This is a genomic window from Reyranella sp. (genome assembly GCF_052439685.1).
Taxonomy (GTDB): Bacteria; Pseudomonadota; Alphaproteobacteria; order Reyranellales; family Reyranellaceae; genus Reyranella.
Map to the genome: position 1 here is coordinate 281,785 of NZ_JBQVQG010000001.1, position 16,392 is coordinate 298,176.

At 62.4% G+C, this 16,392-nt stretch carries 14 protein-coding genes; 2 read left to right on the forward strand and 12 right to left on the reverse strand.

Annotation, left to right across the window (positions count from 1 at the left end; genetic code table 11):
• Positions 1-435: 435 nt before the first annotated feature.
• From ACT6UX_RS01335 to ACT6UX_RS01350, 4 genes are all read right to left on the reverse strand, one after another.
• Positions 436-834 carry a hypothetical protein gene (locus ACT6UX_RS01335; RefSeq protein WP_444773336.1) on the reverse strand — a complete coding sequence of 133 codons (399 nt, stop codon included), beginning with the start codon at positions 832-834 and terminating at the stop codon, positions 436-438.
• Between the two features lie 194 nt (positions 835-1,028).
• Entirely contained in the window at positions 1,029-1,388 is a 360-nt protein-coding gene (locus ACT6UX_RS01340; RefSeq protein ID WP_444773337.1) for a hypothetical protein, read from the reverse strand.
• Between the two features lie 563 nt (positions 1,389-1,951).
• The gene (locus ACT6UX_RS01345) at positions 1,952-2,944 is read right to left on the reverse strand and encodes a glycosyltransferase family 2 protein (protein ID WP_444773338.1); all 993 of its coding nucleotides are present in this window, start codon (positions 2,942-2,944) and stop codon (positions 1,952-1,954) included.
• Positions 2,945-4,336: 1,392 nt separating this feature from the next.
• On the reverse strand, positions 4,337-4,831 hold the full coding sequence (locus ACT6UX_RS01350) for a recombinase family protein (RefSeq protein ID WP_444773339.1): 495 nt from the start codon (positions 4,829-4,831) through the stop codon (positions 4,337-4,339).
• 249 nt (positions 4,832-5,080) lie between these two features.
• On the opposite strand from ACT6UX_RS01350, the gene ACT6UX_RS01355 reads away from it, so the two are divergent.
• Positions 5,081-6,733 (forward strand): alginate export family protein, encoded by a 1,653-nt coding sequence (locus ACT6UX_RS01355; protein ID WP_444773340.1) that lies wholly within the window; start codon positions 5,081-5,083, stop codon positions 6,731-6,733.
• Positions 6,734-6,967: 234 nt separating this feature from the next.
• Here the strand turns inward: ACT6UX_RS01355 and ACT6UX_RS01360 are convergent, their stop codons facing one another.
• The 5 genes from ACT6UX_RS01360 to ACT6UX_RS01380 all read right to left on the reverse strand — a co-directional run bounded on the left by ACT6UX_RS01360 (position 6,968) and on the right by ACT6UX_RS01380 (position 12,079).
• Positions 6,968-7,393 (reverse strand): DoxX family protein, encoded by a 426-nt coding sequence (locus ACT6UX_RS01360; protein ID WP_444773341.1) that lies wholly within the window; start codon positions 7,391-7,393, stop codon positions 6,968-6,970.
• Positions 7,390-7,563, reverse strand: coding sequence for a DUF1427 family protein (locus tag ACT6UX_RS01365; RefSeq protein WP_444773342.1), 174 nt, complete (start codon positions 7,561-7,563; stop codon positions 7,390-7,392). Before ACT6UX_RS01365 ends, ACT6UX_RS01360 begins: the two co-directional genes overlap by 4 nt.
• Positions 7,560-9,227: an MFS transporter gene (locus ACT6UX_RS01370; RefSeq protein WP_444773343.1), complete on the reverse strand. Its 1,668-nt coding sequence runs from the start codon at positions 9,225-9,227 to the stop codon at positions 7,560-7,562. Before ACT6UX_RS01370 ends, ACT6UX_RS01365 begins: the two co-directional genes overlap by 4 nt.
• A gap of 7 nt (positions 9,228-9,234) precedes the next feature.
• Entirely contained in the window at positions 9,235-11,235 is a 2,001-nt protein-coding gene (locus ACT6UX_RS01375; RefSeq protein WP_444773344.1) for an amidohydrolase, read from the reverse strand.
• 142 nt (positions 11,236-11,377) lie between these two features.
• The gene (locus tag ACT6UX_RS01380; protein ID WP_444773345.1) at positions 11,378-12,079 is read right to left on the reverse strand and encodes a hydrolase; all 702 of its coding nucleotides are present in this window, start codon (positions 12,077-12,079) and stop codon (positions 11,378-11,380) included.
• Positions 12,080-12,614: 535 nt separating this feature from the next.
• Here ACT6UX_RS01380 and ACT6UX_RS01385 point away from each other — a divergent pair.
• A complete protein-coding gene (locus ACT6UX_RS01385; RefSeq protein ID WP_444773346.1) occupies positions 12,615-13,658 on the forward strand; it encodes a helix-turn-helix domain-containing protein in 1,044 nt (347 codons plus the stop codon).
• On the opposite strand, the gene ACT6UX_RS01390 is transcribed toward ACT6UX_RS01385, so the two are convergent.
• The 3 genes from ACT6UX_RS01390 to ACT6UX_RS01400 form a co-directional block, all read right to left on the reverse strand.
• Positions 13,627-14,022 carry a RidA family protein gene (locus ACT6UX_RS01390; protein ID WP_444773347.1) on the reverse strand — a complete coding sequence of 132 codons (396 nt, stop codon included), beginning with the start codon at positions 14,020-14,022 and terminating at the stop codon, positions 13,627-13,629. The genes ACT6UX_RS01385 and ACT6UX_RS01390 overlap by 32 nt on opposite strands.
• Before the next feature lie 207 nt (positions 14,023-14,229).
• A complete protein-coding gene (locus ACT6UX_RS01395) occupies positions 14,230-15,006 on the reverse strand; it encodes a nuclear transport factor 2 family protein (RefSeq protein WP_444773348.1) in 777 nt (258 codons plus the stop codon).
• A 370-nt stretch (positions 15,007-15,376) separates the two neighbouring features.
• Entirely contained in the window at positions 15,377-16,030 is a 654-nt protein-coding gene (locus tag ACT6UX_RS01400; RefSeq protein WP_444773349.1) for a hydrolase, read from the reverse strand.
• Positions 16,031-16,392: the final 362 nt, after the last annotated feature.

Genomic DNA, 16,392 nt, shown 5'->3' on the forward strand with positions numbered 1-16,392 from the left:
AACGTCAAATAAGTACGGGGCACAATTCCGGGCGACCCCCGTGAAGACCGCATTTCTTCCACCCCTACTTGCAACGCGACTAAACATTCAGCGGTACTCGGCAAGCTTGAAAATGAGGGAGGGTCACTCTTCCCGAAAGTGAACTGCGGTCCGGCTCGATTTCCTGCATGCTGCGGTAGTTATGATATTCGCCTCACAGCGGCAGGCTCGTTACAGTTCGTTGATCCACCGAACACGACCGGCCAACGTCTAGTCGGCGCCAGCACGCGAGACCAGCCATTGCGAAATGATGTTTGGATATTTGTGCGCATGCGAACCGCAAGACGACGGCACGCCCCGCGAGAGGTGCACGGTCAAGGGAGATTGCGTCGATGTAGAATTGCAGGTTCCGGCTCTGCTCGCGACTCGGCACCCCCTACCGCTGATGAGGCGCCTCTAAAGACGCGCACTATCTCCGAGAGACGTATCAGGGCCAATGTCTCCTTGGTAGTCCGTATTGCCTTCGCTCGGGGCTGAAGCCCCTCTGCCTTCGCGAAGCCACTCCCAGGACGCCTGAGCACCAACCCCAGACCAATCTTCGTCAACTCCCATCACGAATATGAAGGTTTGGTCGCCGATCATGTAGTCATTCGCCAGCGAATAGATGATCTGTGCCGAGACCATTTCCGACCTTACCAGCACACCGACCGTATCGCCTTGCTCAGACGAGAATGCCAAGAGGGGCTCCTCCACGGAAACCCCTGCCGCACTTTCCATCAGGCTGGCTCGTGCCGGAATGATATCCGTCTGACTAAATCGCGCCAGAATCAAATAGCGTCGAGTTTGCTTACTCAATCTCACCCTCCATATCTGCACGACAATCGCGCTCAATGTCCTGTCTGGCATGAACACGCCGCCAGCCTGGGCTCCAACCAGCCCAATGTGCACTGGACAGCACTCTCACGCTCACCACGAAAGTGCGTCGCCGGTTCTCGGTGAACCGCCCCTCACAAGCGTTGAACACTGTTGTCGGCGGCACTAATCATCAGTCAGTCCTCCCTCGGATCGAGGACCTCCTGATCGTCATGCCAGCCGCGGGCCTTCAGAACGTAACCCCTTGCCCTGAAATCGGAATCCTGCCGGATCGCTGTGGTCACGGTCGCATCATTATGTGGATTGCTGCTTGCAATGAGCGCACTTGTTTCCGCCTCGCAATTTGAGCTGACTGCACGCTCAACGCTTCGCACATCCATACCGCTCTCGACATGAAGCGCGGCCTGCTTAGCTAGGCAGGCATCTCGTGCCTCATAGGCCTTCTCCACAGCTCTCACCGTCCATGGCGCCGAGTATTGCGGATTCATTGAGCAGGCCGTCGTCGACAGCATGGTTGCTACAATCAAAGCGCGCATCGACAGCCCTTCCCAGTCCCCGATGCATGACGCGTTCGTCGACACACCGTATCACGTGACGGTCCATTCGGGCTCCGATCGCCCCCTCCTGCCGCACTTGGCCGCTCGCTTATGGCGGCTTTGTCAGGAACGAAATGCCCATGGCGATCGACACCAAGACCATCGTCCACAAACCTCAATTTCCTCGGGCGAGCGATACGGGAAAGCTAAAACTACTTTCGGAATCAGTCTGCCGCTGCCCCAGCGAACTTGGCCAAGCAACAGGGCAGTGCCGTAACATCGGGCTGAGCAGAGCGGCCTGCACGCTTTGGGAGCCTTACCTACAGATGCAGCCGCGTTAACGTGCGCTTGATGTTTGGCGCGAGAAGCCCGCCGGCAGCGCCGCGCCGGTCTTGTTTGGCACACGGACGACATCTGTAATGCTCTGAAACAAATAGCGATCCGCTCTCCCAACCCGAGCCGGCTCCCCGATCTTGTCCTTCCATCTATATAAGGCAGGCAACAGACAGCTTGAAAGCTATGTGCCCCCGAATGGTCTCCTGTCGTAACCTTCCTGAAGGCCCTTAAGCACTCAGCAAAAGCCTCTGAAGTCTGGAGCGCCATCCCGAGGCGTCTGTCCGCAGCGCGAGGCGAACCAGCGTTGTTGCCTGTTCAACTTTGTGGACGCCGAACGATTGCTCCACACGGCCTCGGCCATCCTCAAGCGCACGGAGCACCAAGCGCCACACCGAATTTCGAATTGGCTCCCATTGCCTTCGAGAGGAGTTATATTGCCCGCCCAGTACGGCTTCGCTTGAGTGACTATTGGCGCCGTGCATTCTGTAGGCATATAGCGCGTCAGCCAGAGAAACCGTCCCAGTGAGCAAAGCAGCAAAAGTGGACAAATAATAGTCCACATAAAGCTTCAGCTCTTCATCGGAAGGGGTGAGGACGAGATCAACAAAGGCGCGCCGCAGCATCATACTGGTCATGCTGTTGGACGCTTGATGAGGCGTCCACGTGGTGTTCAGCCGTACGGCTCCCGACCTTGCAAAATTCATCTCGCCGGATTGGCAATCGAGCTGCGGCACCCGCAGCGGATCAATTCGACGACACGAATCTGGTCCTTGCTGCGAATCGAACCACCAGGCCGTACCAGCCAAGAGCCCACCTGCTCCATCCACGATATGAGAGTCGCAGTAGGACAGCGCCACCGGAAAGTCTGTGTTTAGATGGGCTTCAACATGGCGTGCGATGAAGTCCGCATACAGGTAGTCGTCCGAATCGAGGAGGCAAACAAACGGAGCCCCGTCCAGGCGGACAAGGCCTGTGCGCATGGCTCCCGCCTGGCCTCGGTTGCAGTCATTCCTCACATACTTGAATCGCTCATCCCCCAACCGACTGAGCGTTTCCCTTATCAAGACATCCGAGGCATCCGTGGAGCAATTATCTACGACAACAACACTGAGATTCCTGAAGGTCTGGGTCGCCACCGACCGGATCGCCTGCCCGACATAAGATCCATTGTTGTAATTTGCGATGATTACACCAACCTGAGGCACGGCAGCCTTGATCATTCTCACTTCCTGGTCGAGCGCCAGATCCCCTCGCGGTCCGGTAAGTTCTCTCCGTCTAGTTGGCTGGAACATTCAGGGCCAGCCATTGCAAAATCTTGTTTGGGTAATTTTGAAATTCTCATCACGCCTGTTCCGGCGCCCTGCAGAAGCCTTCAGCAAGTCCGGGTGATTTTCAGCATCATCGGCTTCGGCACTTCGCGACGACCCGTGTCTTCGACAGTCCAATCAACGGCAGGAGCCCTCTGGCCCACGGCCGCCAGTTCCTGGTGCCTACCTTCGGACCGGGCGACGTCCTCGTCATGGACGATCTCGGCCACCACAAAAGCGGATCGTCCGCGTCGCCTCCGCCCAGTCGGCGCCAAGCTCTTCTTCCTTCTGCCCCAGCCCCCCGCCCTCAATCCGATCAAGCAGGCTTTAGCCAAGCTGAAGGCTTTCTCGTGCAAAGCCGAGAACGCATTGGCTCGCTCTCAATCGGACGTCATCGTCAAGCCCAGCCACAAGAACCAGACAGCCCAGCCGAACTCGAAAATCGTGGCAAAGCCCGCAGAAACCATTCTCCATCGCGAGGAAGCCTTGGAATGTCCACGCGCCGCTTGAACATGCCGAGCGCCGAAGATTTCTGCGCTGGTTCCCGCCACTGCTTGAGCACAGCCCGCCACTGCTTGAGCACAGATCGTACCATATGGCGCATTGCGGCCATCGGTAGCAGCCGACGCTGCCGTGTCCGGCCCCGATCGGAAGGCCCGCGACATTTCGCCTTCTGCTCCTCGGAATAACCAATATGCAAGGTGAGTGGCTACGCCATTTCGGGCTTGCCCACCGCACCGCAAGCTATATGCACCCCAATGCAAAAATCCTGTTTGCTTAACGCAAGTGAGTGATAGAGCCCGTCGCAATGAAGAATTCGAGAATTTTGATCGACCGACTGCGGACGCGCATGGCCCAAGGCGGGATAAACGAAAAAGAGTTCGCCATTGCCATAGCGGAAATCGTTGCAGCAACTCCAGAGAAGATCGGAGACGGCGACAGCCTGCTTCTATCCCACGAAATCCGCTCCCTCAAGGAGGGGTGGTTGGGGAGCATGCAACACAACCCTTGCTAGACGCATTCCAGGACATAAGCGGCAACTCGATAGCAAAGGACACCAAAGGTCGGTTGGTTTGAAAGAGGGAATGAATTTCTTTGTCGCTGACCGGATCCGGAGTTGATTAAAGGGCGCAGCGTGCGTGCCTTCAGACCTTCTTCGTGAATGCGGCCTGGCTTCGGCGGCGTGCGTTCACGTCTCCGATCTTCGCTCCGCCAGAGATCTTTCCCGCCATCGCCACGACGCGGAGAGGGCCGAGATGGCCTGGGATGGCCTGATTGCCTCTCCAAATGCGGTGTGTGCCGGGACTAGGTCGCGGCTTGCCCACCATGTTTGCAAAATGTGTTGAGCACCCTCGTATTTCCCCCGCTCGCGTCATGAGCCGGCGATCGCGCGTAAGATCTTCTGGTGTCGGATTGCGCTCGCCGATCGCGGGCGAGGCGATGCGCCTCGGTCCGCACGACATCAAACACACCACGTTGCGCATCCTGCAACAACGCCCGAATGCCAGGTCGGAGGATCATGTTGGCGCCCGAGATGGCGGCATCGTGATAGGTGCCCGTGATCTCCCATTGCTCACTTCTGGCGCGCCCGCGGCAGAGGCGAACTGGTCCTCGCTCGAGCTTTCGCTCTGGTTGTCGGACGAGTAGCGAGCGTAGAGCGTGACACACGGATGATTGCCGTTCGGTCTGATCCTTGCCAGCTCCATCCTCCTGAACGGCTTGGGGCCCATTGTCGTTTGAGACGCTGACCGTCGCGAATTGCTCGCGGGCGATCCGCCGTCCGAGTCCTGGCGTCGTCATCGCCCCCCTACCCGCGAGATAGCAGGACACTAGACGCTAATCGGAAACCACGCCTATCCATCTTGACCAACCCATCAGGGTTCGACGGTCAGGAATTGACTCGGAGTTGACAGCAAGATCGGTACCTCCGCGGCAGCTTCTGCGCCGCCGCTGGTTGGGCCGCCTGCTAATGCCACGTGACGCCGCTTGACCGTAAGAGGCGGCGCGCCTTGCGATGGACCCACCCTCAACTCCGCAACGGATATGCCCATGACCTTTCGTCACGGTCACATGCTCAATCGCGGGGGGACTCTGAAAATCGTGCGCTCGATGCGTCGGCGGCAAGTCTCCCGTCCCACCGCGGTCGCCACCGCCGGCCTAGTTACGCATGAGCGGCCTCACCCTGGGGTTTCCGACGACATGCTCAACCACGCGAGGCAGCGGAAGCCGCGGCAGGCCAATCTCGGCGGGTCTTTCAAAGGCGCCTCCGTAGGAGGTCTCCTTCTCGCAGTGTTCGCCGCAACGGCCGCCCTCATTGTCGTCACCATCTCTGCCGACGCGAGCGCCCAACCGCCCGGCGCCTCAGGGAAAGCGGCGTCCCCTCCTCCAAGATTTACGCCCCTCCGTTATGACGAGAATTACTCCTATCTACGCGACGACCTGAACCGGACCGGAGCATGGTGGGAGCGCTTCAAGCACATTCCGCTCGATCCGGCCGGAGACAGTTACCTGTCGTTCGGCATGGAGTTGCGGTTCAGGACGGAAATGTACTGGAACTTCAATTGGGGCGAAGTAGCGTTCGACAGTTACGAATGGTATCGAGCACTGCCGTATGCTGACCTCCATCTGGGGCCCAACGTGCGGCTGTTCGGGCAGTTGATCGGTGCCTGGGCAACAGGCGGGGAAACGCCCGCTTCCGGTGTCGAGAATACCGGCTTCGAACTCCTCCAAGGCTTCGCCGAATTCAGAGTGCCCTTGGACAGCGGCGCCGACATCATGCTGCGCGGAGGTCGACAGATCCTGTCATATGGCAGCGAACGGCTGATCGGTGCCCGGTGGGGCCCGAATGTGCCTCGCTCTTTCGACGCCGGACTGTCCTCACTGCTGGCGCCCCCTTGGAGAGTCGACGCCTTCTACGCTCGACCCGTCCAGAACAGAATTGAAAGCTTCAATGACTCCTTCGACCGGAACAAGGCCCTGTGGTCGCTATATGCTACCCGCAGACTCCCCGAAATCAGTCCCGTTTCAGGAATCGATCTCTACTATATCGGGTACTCGAACGCCGAAGCGGAGTTCGAGCAGGGCATTGGAAACGAGTTGCGACACACGCTGGGCAGCCGCCTGTTCGGCGGAAAGGACGGATGGGATTGGAACTTCGAGGCCGCTTTCCAGTTCGGGCGTTTCAACGCCGAAAACATCAGCGCATGGTCCGTCGCGTCCGACACGGGCTATACGTTCCTGCAGACGCCGTTCACGCCGCGCATCGGACTGAAAGCCAACATCATCAGCGGCGACAGCAGCCCGGACAGCCCCCTTCTAGAGACGTTCAACCCCATGTTTCCAAAGGGAAACTACTTCGGGACGATCGGGCTGATCGGCCCCTACAATCTGATAGACATACACCCAACCCTGTCGCTTCGCCTGAGCGAGCAATGGACACTCCAGGGCGCAGCCGTTCTGTACTGGCGAGAGAGCCTCGGCGACGGCGTGTACAACGCTGCCGGCAATCTCGTCCGACCAGCGGGCGGCAGTTCCGCCCGCTACATCGGTACCCAAGCTGACGTGGCGCTTGGCTGGGAGCCGCTTCGCTGGCTCTCCCTCGGAGCGACCTACTCGCTGTTCCTGCCGGGGCCGTTCATCGCCGAGACGGGCCCCTCTCAGACGGTCCACTTTCTCGCTCTCGAGGCCCTGATACGATTCTGAATGGATTGGCGACGCGGGCACCGTCAGCAGGGAGCCAGTGCTCGCACGATAGGGCTGCGACGAGGCCCCGATCCGTCACACATGGTGACCGATCCGCTAACCGAGACCGTCCATGTTCTGGAGCGCGCCCTCGAGAAGCATGGGAGATGGATCTCCTTGTCGGAATGGCTGGGCACTCCGAAGTCCGCGCCGAGTGCGACGCAATCATCGCTGATGACGCGCAAGTAACCAAGTTCAAGGACGGAATGGACCGGATCCCGTAGCTGCGATGGCGACCAGGCCGCCGACGATGGCGAGATGCTCCAGCGCGGTCGTGAGTTGGCGATGGAAGTCGGCGCCCTGGAAGGTCCAGAAAGGATGGCCGACGAGCGTCGCTGCAACCGTGAAAGCCGCCAGCGCCAGCGCCGCTGGACCACTGCACCAGCCGATCGCCAGCGCTGTACCGGCACCGAGCTGAAGGACGATCGTCGCGGTCAGAGCCAGCACCGGCACAGGCAGGCCGAGTGCAGCAAATTCCTCGAGCCCGCCCGACCAGAAGATGAGCTTCGCCGCGCCGCTGTAGAGGAATACCGCCGCGAGGCAGAGACGCGCAATCAAGAGCCCGAGGGCAGACGCTCTGCTTATCCGCTGGTCGCCGGCGACCGGTGTGAGGCGTGTCATCCGCCGCTCTCCATTTGCGCGAGGGCACGGTCGGCCACGAGGAAGCCGAGCGTCATGAAAACAGCGAGCAGCGCGCCGACGATCAGGGGCAGCGCGGGGAGCGGCAGGTCGAACCAGCGGCATCCGACGCCAATAGCCAGGGCGAGCAACAACCCGACCGCGACATTCATGGGGCGCCTCTCTTTGTCTTCGCGACGATCTGTACGGAATGGAGCGGCGCCAGGAAGTGGCTCACCGCTGGCTGTTCGGCGCCGCGGTGGAACTCACGCGCCCGGGCGTGGATATCCTGATCGTGCTTCGTCGCCCGCTCGTGCTGCCTCAAGTGCTCGGCCCAGCTCGGCAGGAAGAACCATTCGACCCATGCTCCAGGCTCGGCCGCGTCCTGATAGATGCCCCAGTCGTGCGCGCCGTCGCGGTAACGCTCGCCCGAGACCTCATGCATTGCGGCGAGGAAGCCTTCCGTATCGCCTTCGTCGACCCGGTAGCGGATCGTCACCAGCACCGGCCCCCGGTCGGGAGTGGTGTGGAGGCTCTCCGCTATCACCGGCTCGGGCCAGCTCATCGCGGGGGTGAGATCGAGCAACTCCCCCTGGCCAAGCTTTGCACGCCAGGTCAGCGGGATGGCGAGGACGGCGCCCGCGGCGGCGATCAGGAGAGCGGTCGGGATCGACGTCGCCGTCGCCACCTGGCCCCAGGCGGCGGAGCCCACGGACATGCACCCAAAGAACACCATCAAGGTGATGGCGAGACCGCGGGCGCGCACCCAGTTGGGGAGCGCGGTCTGTGCCGAGACGTTGAGGCTGGTGAGTACCGTAATCCAGCCCAACCCGCCGAGCACTGAGGCGGGCAAGGCCATGGTGGCACTGGTTGCCAGGCCGAGGAGCACCATCGCAGCGGCGGTGATGAGCGTGCCGGCGGCAACGAGGCGATTGGCGTCGATCCGGTTGCGAATGGAAGGCAGCGCCAATGCGCCCGCCACCGCCCCGCCGCCGATCGCGGCGAGGAGCACGCCGTAGAGTTCGGCCCCACCGCCCTCGAGCCCACGCGCGACGAGCGGCAACAGGGCCCAATAGGCGCTCCCGAAAGTGAAGAAGCCGAACGAACGAACCAGCGTCCCCTTGAGCGCGCCGTTGCGGCTGGCGTGCCGCAGCCCGGTCGCCATCGCGCCGACCAGCGGCTCGGGCGGCAGGGTCGTCGCCGGGCCGGCCTGCGGCTTCCAAAGCAAGAGCGCGGCGATGATGACGAGATAGCTCGTGGCGTTGACGACGAACGGCGCCGACAGCGCCACCGCGGAGATCAGGAAGCCGGCGAGCGCTGGACCGATGGCGCGCGCTATGTTGATGCCCATCGAGTTCAACGCGATCGCGGGCTGCAGGCTCGCGCGCGGCACGAGGCTCGGCACCACCGCTTGCCAGGCCGGCGCCATCAGCGCGGCTCCGGTGCCGATCGCGAAAGTGAAGGCGAGGAGCAGCGCCGGCGTCATCGCTCCGGCCGCAGTCAGCACCGCCATGACGCTGGTGATGCCGGCGAGGATGAGATTGACGAGGAGCAGGAACCGCCGCCGGTCGACCCGGTCGGCCAGCGCACCGGCAAACAGCGCGAAGAGAAAGATCGGCGCAGTCGTCGCCGCCTGCACCAGCACGACGATCGCCGGCGATGGGTTCAGTGTCGTCATCAGCCAGCCCGCGCCGACATCGTGCATCCAGGTGCCGATGTTGGAGATCAGCGTCGCCACCCACAGCAGCGCGAAGGCGCGGTGACGAAACGGCGCCCAAGCCGATCCCGCAGATGATGCGGACGGGTCGCTGGTCGGGGTAGGCGAAGCGACTGTCATGAGCGCCTCACCCCGCAAAGCAGGAGCAGCCGAGCGTGCCCCAGAAGGACTTGAGGTCGCGCACGGGAATCGGGTTGGTCCACGCGATCCGGTGGTCGTGGCCGTGGATGCCGCAGGCGCTGGCGCACCCATCATGGCAGCTGCGTGTGTGCCGGACAGACGGTTGCAGGGACGCGAACCGCATGCCGGGGCTCGCGAACGCCCCACCCGGCGCCCATGACGGGCTCGCCGGCGGCAGCGGCGGTGCGAGATCCGCGAAATCCTTCTCGCCATGGACCACCTCGCCGCCGACCATAGTCATCACCGCGTTGATGCGCCGGATCTCTTCCGGAGGGACGGACATCACGTCCGCCGAAAGGATCGCAAGATCTGCATACTGTCCGGGCGCGAGCGTGCCCTTGACGTTCTGCTCGCCCGAGAACCAGGCGGACCCTTGCGTCCAGAGCCTGAGCGCGGTTTCGCGATCGAGCACGTTCTCTTCGCCATACAGCGGCGTGCCGCCGAGCGTCTTGCCAGTCGTCAGCCAGTAGAGGCTGACCCAGGGATCGTAGGAGGCGACACGCGTCGCATCGGTCCCGGCGCCGACGGGGACATCCATCTCCAGCATCTTCGCGATCGGCGGCGTCAGCCGCGCGGCTTCGGCACCGTAGCGCTCGACGAAATATTCGCCCTGGAAGGCCATGCGGTGCTGAGTGGCGATGCCACCGCCGAGCGCCTTAACCCGCTCGATGTTGCGGTCCGAGATCGTCTCGGCATGGTCAATGATGAAGGGGGTCTTGAAGGGTTGCTTCTGGTTGACCCGTTCGAAGACGGTGAGGAAGCGGTCGATCGACTCGTCATAGGTCGCGTGAATGCGGAACGGCCACTCATTCGTCGCGAGCAACTCGACGATCTTCTCGAGGTCGCGCTCCATTGTCGGCGCTAGGTCAGGGCGCGGTTCGAGGAAGTTCTCGAAATCCGCCGCAGACCAGGCCAGGTTCTCGCCCGCGCCGTTCATCCGGAAGAAAGCCGAGCCCGCGTCGGGCTTGGTCATCTCCACCCAGCGCTCGTAGTCCGACAGCTCCTCGCCCGCCTTCTGCACGAAGAGGTTGTAGGCGATCCGCACGGTCAGTTCGCCGGCGTCATGCAGGCGCTGGATGACCTGGTAGTCCTCTGGATAGTTCTGCCCGCCGCCGCCCGCGTCGATCACGCTGGTGATGCCAAGCCGGTTGAGCTCGCGCGCGAAGTGGCGCGTCGAGTTGATCTGATCCTCAAGCGGCAGCTTCGGACCCTGGGCCAGCGTCGAGTAGAGGATCAGCGCCGAGGGCTTGGCGATCAGCATGCCGGTCGGGTTTCCGCGCGCGTCCTTCTCGATCATGCCGCCGGGTGGGTTGGCCGTGTCCCTGGTGATCCCGAGCGCATTGAGCGCAGCGCGATTGAGGAGCGCACGGGCGTAGAGGTGCAGGATGAAGACCGGCGTGTCGGGCGCGGCAGCGTTGATCTCGTCAAGCGTCGGCATGCGTCGCTCGGCGAACTGGTACTCGGACCAGCCGCCGACCACGCGGACCCACTGCGGCGCCGGGGTGCGTTCGGCCTGCTCCTTCAGCATGCGGAGCGCGTCCGCGACCGAAGGGACGCCCTCCCACCGCAGCTCCATATTGTAGTTTAGCCCGCCACGGATGAGGTGCGTGTGGCTGTCGTTGAGCCCCGGGATCACCCGCCGTCCGCCGGCGTCGATCACGCGGGTCTTGCGATCGGCGAGCCGCATGATCTCGTCGCGCGGCCCCACCGCCTGGACCAGCCCGTCCCTGACTGCGAGGGCCTGGCCTTCTGGATTGGCGCGGTCGAGCGTCGTCACGCGCGCGTTGGCGATGATCGTGTTGGCCATGCCGTCCTTCTCGTTGGATTGCGCGCGCGCCCAGCGAGGCGCGAGAAGGGCAAGCGCGCCGAGCGTGGCGCCAGACTGCGTCACCTGCCGGCGGGTGACGCTCGCGGCGCCTGCCAAGGAGTTCCATCGGGTCTCGCGCATGTTCCGCGTCCTCGCTGTGTTCGTCTCTCCGGTTTCAAGAAAGGGGGCGGGCCTGCTGGGTGGTGCAGGCCCGCCAGATGCACCGACCGGGGGCTAGACGGCTGGGGGTAGATCGGGCCGTCGGGGTCGGTGCATTCGCTTGCTACTCGGCGGCCGCCGCCGCTGGTCCCGCCGCCACGGGATCGAGGCGGGCGCCGTGCTTCACGCGCTCCTTCGCCTTGTGGACCATGGTGTATGCGTAATCGACGCCCATGCCGTAGGCTCCGGAATGCGCGCGCACGATGTCCATGACCTCGTCATAGGTGTCACGGCGCGCCCAGTCGCGCTGCCATTCGAGGAGAACCTGCTGCCAGGTGACCGGCACGACTCCGGCCTGGATCATCCGCTGCATCGAGTAGTCGTGCGCTTCCTTGGTGGTCCCGCCCGAGGCGTCGGCGACCATATAGATCTCGTAGCCGCCTTCGCTCATCGCGGAGAAGGCGAAGGTGTTGTTGCAGACCTCGGTCCAGAGCCCGGAGACGATCACCTTCTTCCGTCCGTTGGTCTTGAGTGCATCCCGCACCTTCTGGTCATCCCAGGAGTTCATCGAGGTGCGCTCGAGCAATGGACGATCGGGGAAGACAGCCAGCAGCTCCGGATAGGTGTGGCCGGAGAAACTCTCTGTCTCGACGGTGGTGATTGTCACCGGGATGCCGAACACCTTCGCGGCCTTGGCGAGACCTACGACGTTGTTCTTCAGCACCTGGCGGTCGATCGACTGGACGCCGAACGCCATCTGCGGCTGGTGATCGATGAAGATGATCTGGCTGTTCTGTGGGGTCAGCACTTCGAGTTTGACGGACACCTCTGCTCTCCTTTTGAGTTGGGATACTTCTCGAGCACCGAACCCTGTCTTCTCCTGCAGGGATGCCTCGGGTCCGAGTGGTGCGATGATCGGCGGCGCGGCGAACGGGCTGACACAGGCTATGGATGGCGCCGATCCAGAGGCCGACGAACGGCAGATGACATACGGTTAAAGGGCTTCATGATCTGGCGTCTCGCGAAGAGTCCGGATGAATGAACCTTAGTGAGCGTCGCTGCGCCTTGCGGCGCTGAAGCTGCCGCGCTGGTGCCGATCTTGCGGTGACAGTACGTGTGCACTGGCGCGAGAGCCGAGCGCTCACCATGTTGTCCCTGCAATCACGGAGCGAACTGCGCCGATCGTATTGATGGGTTGCGGGAATGGGCCGAATCTATGTGCGTCCTTCGCGCATATTTAATCGACGGCAGGCCATAGGAGTTACGGCAATTGCGGTACCGGCCTATCCATCTTGATCTAACTGTTGCCCCCAGTGAGGTGGACGTCCCTTTCGCGCGCGTCCGGCGCTGAAAGAGCGGCCATGACAGCTCGCGCCCTTTCTTCATTTGCCCAGTGGCACAGCGAGGGCCGACATGCGTCGTACCTGCGCATGATGAAATCCCGGGGGAAGGTTCTCGACCTTCTGGAGGTGCAGCGACCAGCCGGAGACATGTCGCGGCCGGCCCTGCCGGACATCGTGCTGATCGAGGACATGCTTGGCAGCAATCGTGTCCGGGGAGACCTGGGAGGCGGTCGCTTTGATGTGACCAGCGGAAAAGGAACGCTCGCCGTCGCTGCGCCGAACTTCGCGACCACGGTGATCAATGACGGTAGCCATCGGCTTCGCAGCCTGGTGTTTCCGATGGTGCAGTGGCAGAAATTGCTCGGCGAGGCCGCCAGTAGAGATTTCTCTGTCGACCTTCCCCGAATCTACGGCCGATTGTTCGACTCTCCGCCCATCCGATCGGCGCTCCGCAATCTGTGGACTCTGAGTGACGTAGAGGGTCCGCCATCGCGGCTGCTGGCGCAAGCGGCCGGCTGCGAGATCCTTGCCGAGTTGTGCCGCCTGGGCGGCGCACCGCTCGCGCCGGCAAAAGGCGGTCTTGCCGCCTGGGCGGAGCGGCGCTGTCTGGAGTTGATGCAGGCGCGGCTTTCGGAGGACATAAGCCTCGACGAGCTGGCGGCCGAGGCACAGCTGTCGCCGTTCCATTTCGCCCGCATGTTCAAGCAAAGCCTGGGGGTGCCGCCACGCGTCTACCTCACGCGACTGAGGGTCGAGAAAGCCTGCGAACTCCTCGAGATGACGGATCTTCCGATCACGGAGATTGCCCTGGAGGTCGGCTACTCGTCGAACCAGGTCCTCGCCCGGGTTTTCCTCAAGCACATGCGCCTGACTCCGTCCGACTATCGTCGGGCCGTTCGCGACCCGGCGCGCTCTATTGCACTGCAGCGACACCCAATAGGCCGCTTGCCCGCGGCCCCCCCTGCTCGGCATGTCCAAGCCGCCAAGCGTCTCGCTGGCACGATGCGTTTCGGCGGCACTCGGCTCCGGATCACCAATCGGGCGTCTGGGCGATCACCTTGATTTCGAAGTCGAATCCGGCGAGCCAGTTAACGCCGACCGCCGTCCAGTTAGGATAGGGTGGCTTCGAGAAGATTCGACTCTTTGCGGCCATAACCGTTTCAATCTGGTTTTCCGGATCGGTATGGAAGGTCATGACATCAACGATGTCGTCGAACGAGCAGCCGGCCGCAACCAGCGTCGTCTCGAGATTGGAGAAAGCCAAACGAACCTGCTCGGCGAAGTCCGGTTCCGGTGAACCATCGGAACGACTCCCCACGTGCCCCGAGACGAACAACAGGCCGCTCGACGCAATAGCGGCCGAGTAACCGTGCGCCTCGTAAAGTGCACGTCGGTTGGCAGGAAATACGGCATTGCGCCTTTTCATGTTTGCACTCTCACTTTTCCGCTGTCCGATAGCACGTGGCTCTCTGCTGCCATCACGTTCGTTGCCGCGTAATTCGCCAGAACGTTTCTTCTAGTGGCCTTTTTCACGAACCCGTCACCCTGACGATGGGCGCGACTTCGCTGCCCAGAAGTTCGATGGAAGGCTTCATTGCGACCCTATCGAGCGAAGCGGCGCCCATCTGGAAGGTTAGGTGCGACGGGCCGCCGGCCGCCCGGACTCTAGTGCGACTTCCGATCTAGGCTGGTGCGCGCTTTCGTCGGGATCGAACATCGAGAGGCCGGCAGTGCCGGACGCTGCGGGGGCCTCGGTCTGCAAGACGTCCCAGTGTTCGGCCAGTTTGCCACCCTGGACCCGGAAGATGTCGATGACGACCTGGGGCTCCTCAGACCAGCCGCGAATCCGGCCGTGGATGGCGACGAGGTCTCCTTCGGCGATGATCAGACCCGGCTCGTAATGCACGGATGGCGACAGGGTCTCGACAACACTCCGCAAGGCGTCCCGACCTTGGGGAATCTGCGGATTATGCTGGATGTAGTCCTGGACGTAGAGTCGGTCGACCGACGAGGTGTCGTGGCGCTGGAAGAGCGATGTCATTGCATCCAGCACGAGCGCTCTGTTGCGATGAGGGCGATCATCGGAAGTGCGATCAGCGGGTCGCGTGACGACAATCGAACCGGTCATTCGCAGGAACTGGCCATCGGGCAGTGTGGCGAACGAATGGACCACGCCCCGATCATAGTCCTGAACATTCGTGACGGTCGCACCGTCCTTTTCCTGCCAGCTAACCGCGAAGATGCTATTGCCGAGCGGATTGACCTCGATATCGACGGTCTCGATCCGCGCGAACGGCCCTTCTTTGATTTCGAACTTCAATTGTTCGGCCGACAAGAGCGTCAGGAACACCTTGAAGCTCGGATAGGACACGTCCAATTCCAACCCGACCGGGAAAACATCGATAGCCATTCCGGGTTACTCCTTCGAGGTGGCCGAGAGCCCGGTTGAGTTGGCTGCCGGCGCCGACATGTCCGGCAACAGGCGCGCAGCGGCCGAGAACGACCAACTTCACGACCACGCAGGTTGAAACGAGAAGAACGAAAACCGCCGGCCCACGGTCCACCCGGTAGAATTGCGAGAACCGAGCGGCAAGGAACAGCACGGCCTTCGGATTGCTGATGCCCACGCCGAATGACTGGAGCCAGAGCGCTCGCCCACTCTGCGCGAGTGCAGTCATCGCAGCCATCGCACCAGCATGATCTGGGGCAGAGCAAGGGGGATGGCGAAGGTCGATCCACACTTTGCGTTCGGTGCGGATCGCCTGCCATCCCTACCGGGATCAGGCCGCGCTGCTCGGAACCGGCGTGTTGAGCAGCTGCTGCTCCCATAGATACGCGATGGCGCTGCCGCCGTTGTGGTACTTGAGGGCATCGTTCAGGGGCATCGCCGTCTCGGCGCGGGCCCAGTCGCGCTGCCATTCGGCCGCCAGCGCCAGCCAGGTCATCATGTTGATGCCGGCGGCGATCATGCGCTGGATCGCGACCTCGTGGGCCTCGACCGACGTGCCGCCCGACGCATCGGTGATGACGGTCACGTCCCAGCCTTCACCGGCGGCCTGGATCGCCGGCATCGCAACGCAGATTTCCGTCCAGAGACCAGCGATGATCAGCTGCTTGCGGCCCGTCGCCTTGACGGCGTCGACGACCTTTGAATCCTCCCAGGTGTTGATGAACGTGCGGTCGATCACCTCCTGGTCGGGGAACACTTCGGTGATATGCGGAAAGAGGTTGCCGCCCCGGGCGGCGACGACGGTGGTCAGGATCGTGGGCACGCCGAACACCTTGGCCACCTTGGCGAGCGCGGTCGTGTTGTTCACCACCGCCTGCGGGTCATGGCTGTTCAGGTTCGCAAGCTGATAGGGCTGATGGTCGATCAGAACGAGGACCGAGTCTTCGGGACGAAGAAGCGAGTCGAGACCGTTGCGGTAAGCCATCATGTCATCCTTTACATCCGAGGAGGAGCCGAACTCTGGGGGTTGAACGTAGAGGAGATACCCGAGCAGCGCGGCGCAGAACCTGCCGCAAACGTGCCGATCTTGCTGCGATGTCGACTTTGCCAAGTGCACCGCCTTGCCGAGCGCGGACTTGCAAGGGCCGCACCCCGAGAGCTCGCAGTTGGTCGGGGCCCCGACTGGAACGGTCCCGATCCCGCGGTCCTGCGCTCTCAACGCTGATCGGAAAGGCCGCAAGATCGGCACTTTCGCGGCAGTCTTCGCGCCGCAGCCCGCAAGAACGCTCTCTAGAATTCACTCATCCGGACTTTCCGCGATGACGTGTTTCGACAACGAAAGGAGGA

What these genes read in the sequence shown, in the direction of transcription:
- ACT6UX_RS01360 (WP_444773341.1), bottom strand. Translation starts at nt 7,393, where the DNA reads ATGACACGCCTCACACCGGTCGCCGGCGACCAGCGGATAAGCAGAGCG.
- ACT6UX_RS01385 (WP_444773346.1), top strand. Translation starts at nt 12,615, where the DNA reads ATGACAGCTCGCGCCCTTTCTTCATTTGCCCAGTGGCACAGCGAGGGC.
- ACT6UX_RS01395 (WP_444773348.1), bottom strand. Translation starts at nt 15,006, where the DNA reads ATGGCTATCGATGTTTTCCCGGTCGGGTTGGAATTGGACGTGTCCTAT.
- ACT6UX_RS01345 (WP_444773338.1), bottom strand. Translation starts at nt 2,944, where the DNA reads ATGATCAAGGCTGCCGTGCCTCAGGTTGGTGTAATCATCGCAAATTAC.
- ACT6UX_RS01365 (WP_444773342.1), bottom strand. Translation starts at nt 7,563, where the DNA reads ATGAATGTCGCGGTCGGGTTGTTGCTCGCCCTGGCTATTGGCGTCGGA.
- ACT6UX_RS01340 (WP_444773337.1), bottom strand. Translation starts at nt 1,388, where the DNA reads ATGCGCGCTTTGATTGTAGCAACCATGCTGTCGACGACGGCCTGCTCA.
- ACT6UX_RS01370 (WP_444773343.1), bottom strand. Translation starts at nt 9,227, where the DNA reads ATGACAGTCGCTTCGCCTACCCCGACCAGCGACCCGTCCGCATCATCT.
- ACT6UX_RS01355 (WP_444773340.1), top strand. Translation starts at nt 5,081, where the DNA reads ATGACCTTTCGTCACGGTCACATGCTCAATCGCGGGGGGACTCTGAAA.
- ACT6UX_RS01400 (WP_444773349.1), bottom strand. Translation starts at nt 16,030, where the DNA reads ATGGCTTACCGCAACGGTCTCGACTCGCTTCTTCGTCCCGAAGACTCG.
- ACT6UX_RS01375 (WP_444773344.1), bottom strand. Translation starts at nt 11,235, where the DNA reads ATGCGCGAGACCCGATGGAACTCCTTGGCAGGCGCCGCGAGCGTCACC.
- ACT6UX_RS01350 (WP_444773339.1), bottom strand. Translation starts at nt 4,831, where the DNA reads ATGACGACGCCAGGACTCGGACGGCGGATCGCCCGCGAGCAATTCGCG.
- ACT6UX_RS01390 (WP_444773347.1), bottom strand. Translation starts at nt 14,022, where the DNA reads ATGAAAAGGCGCAATGCCGTATTTCCTGCCAACCGACGTGCACTTTAC.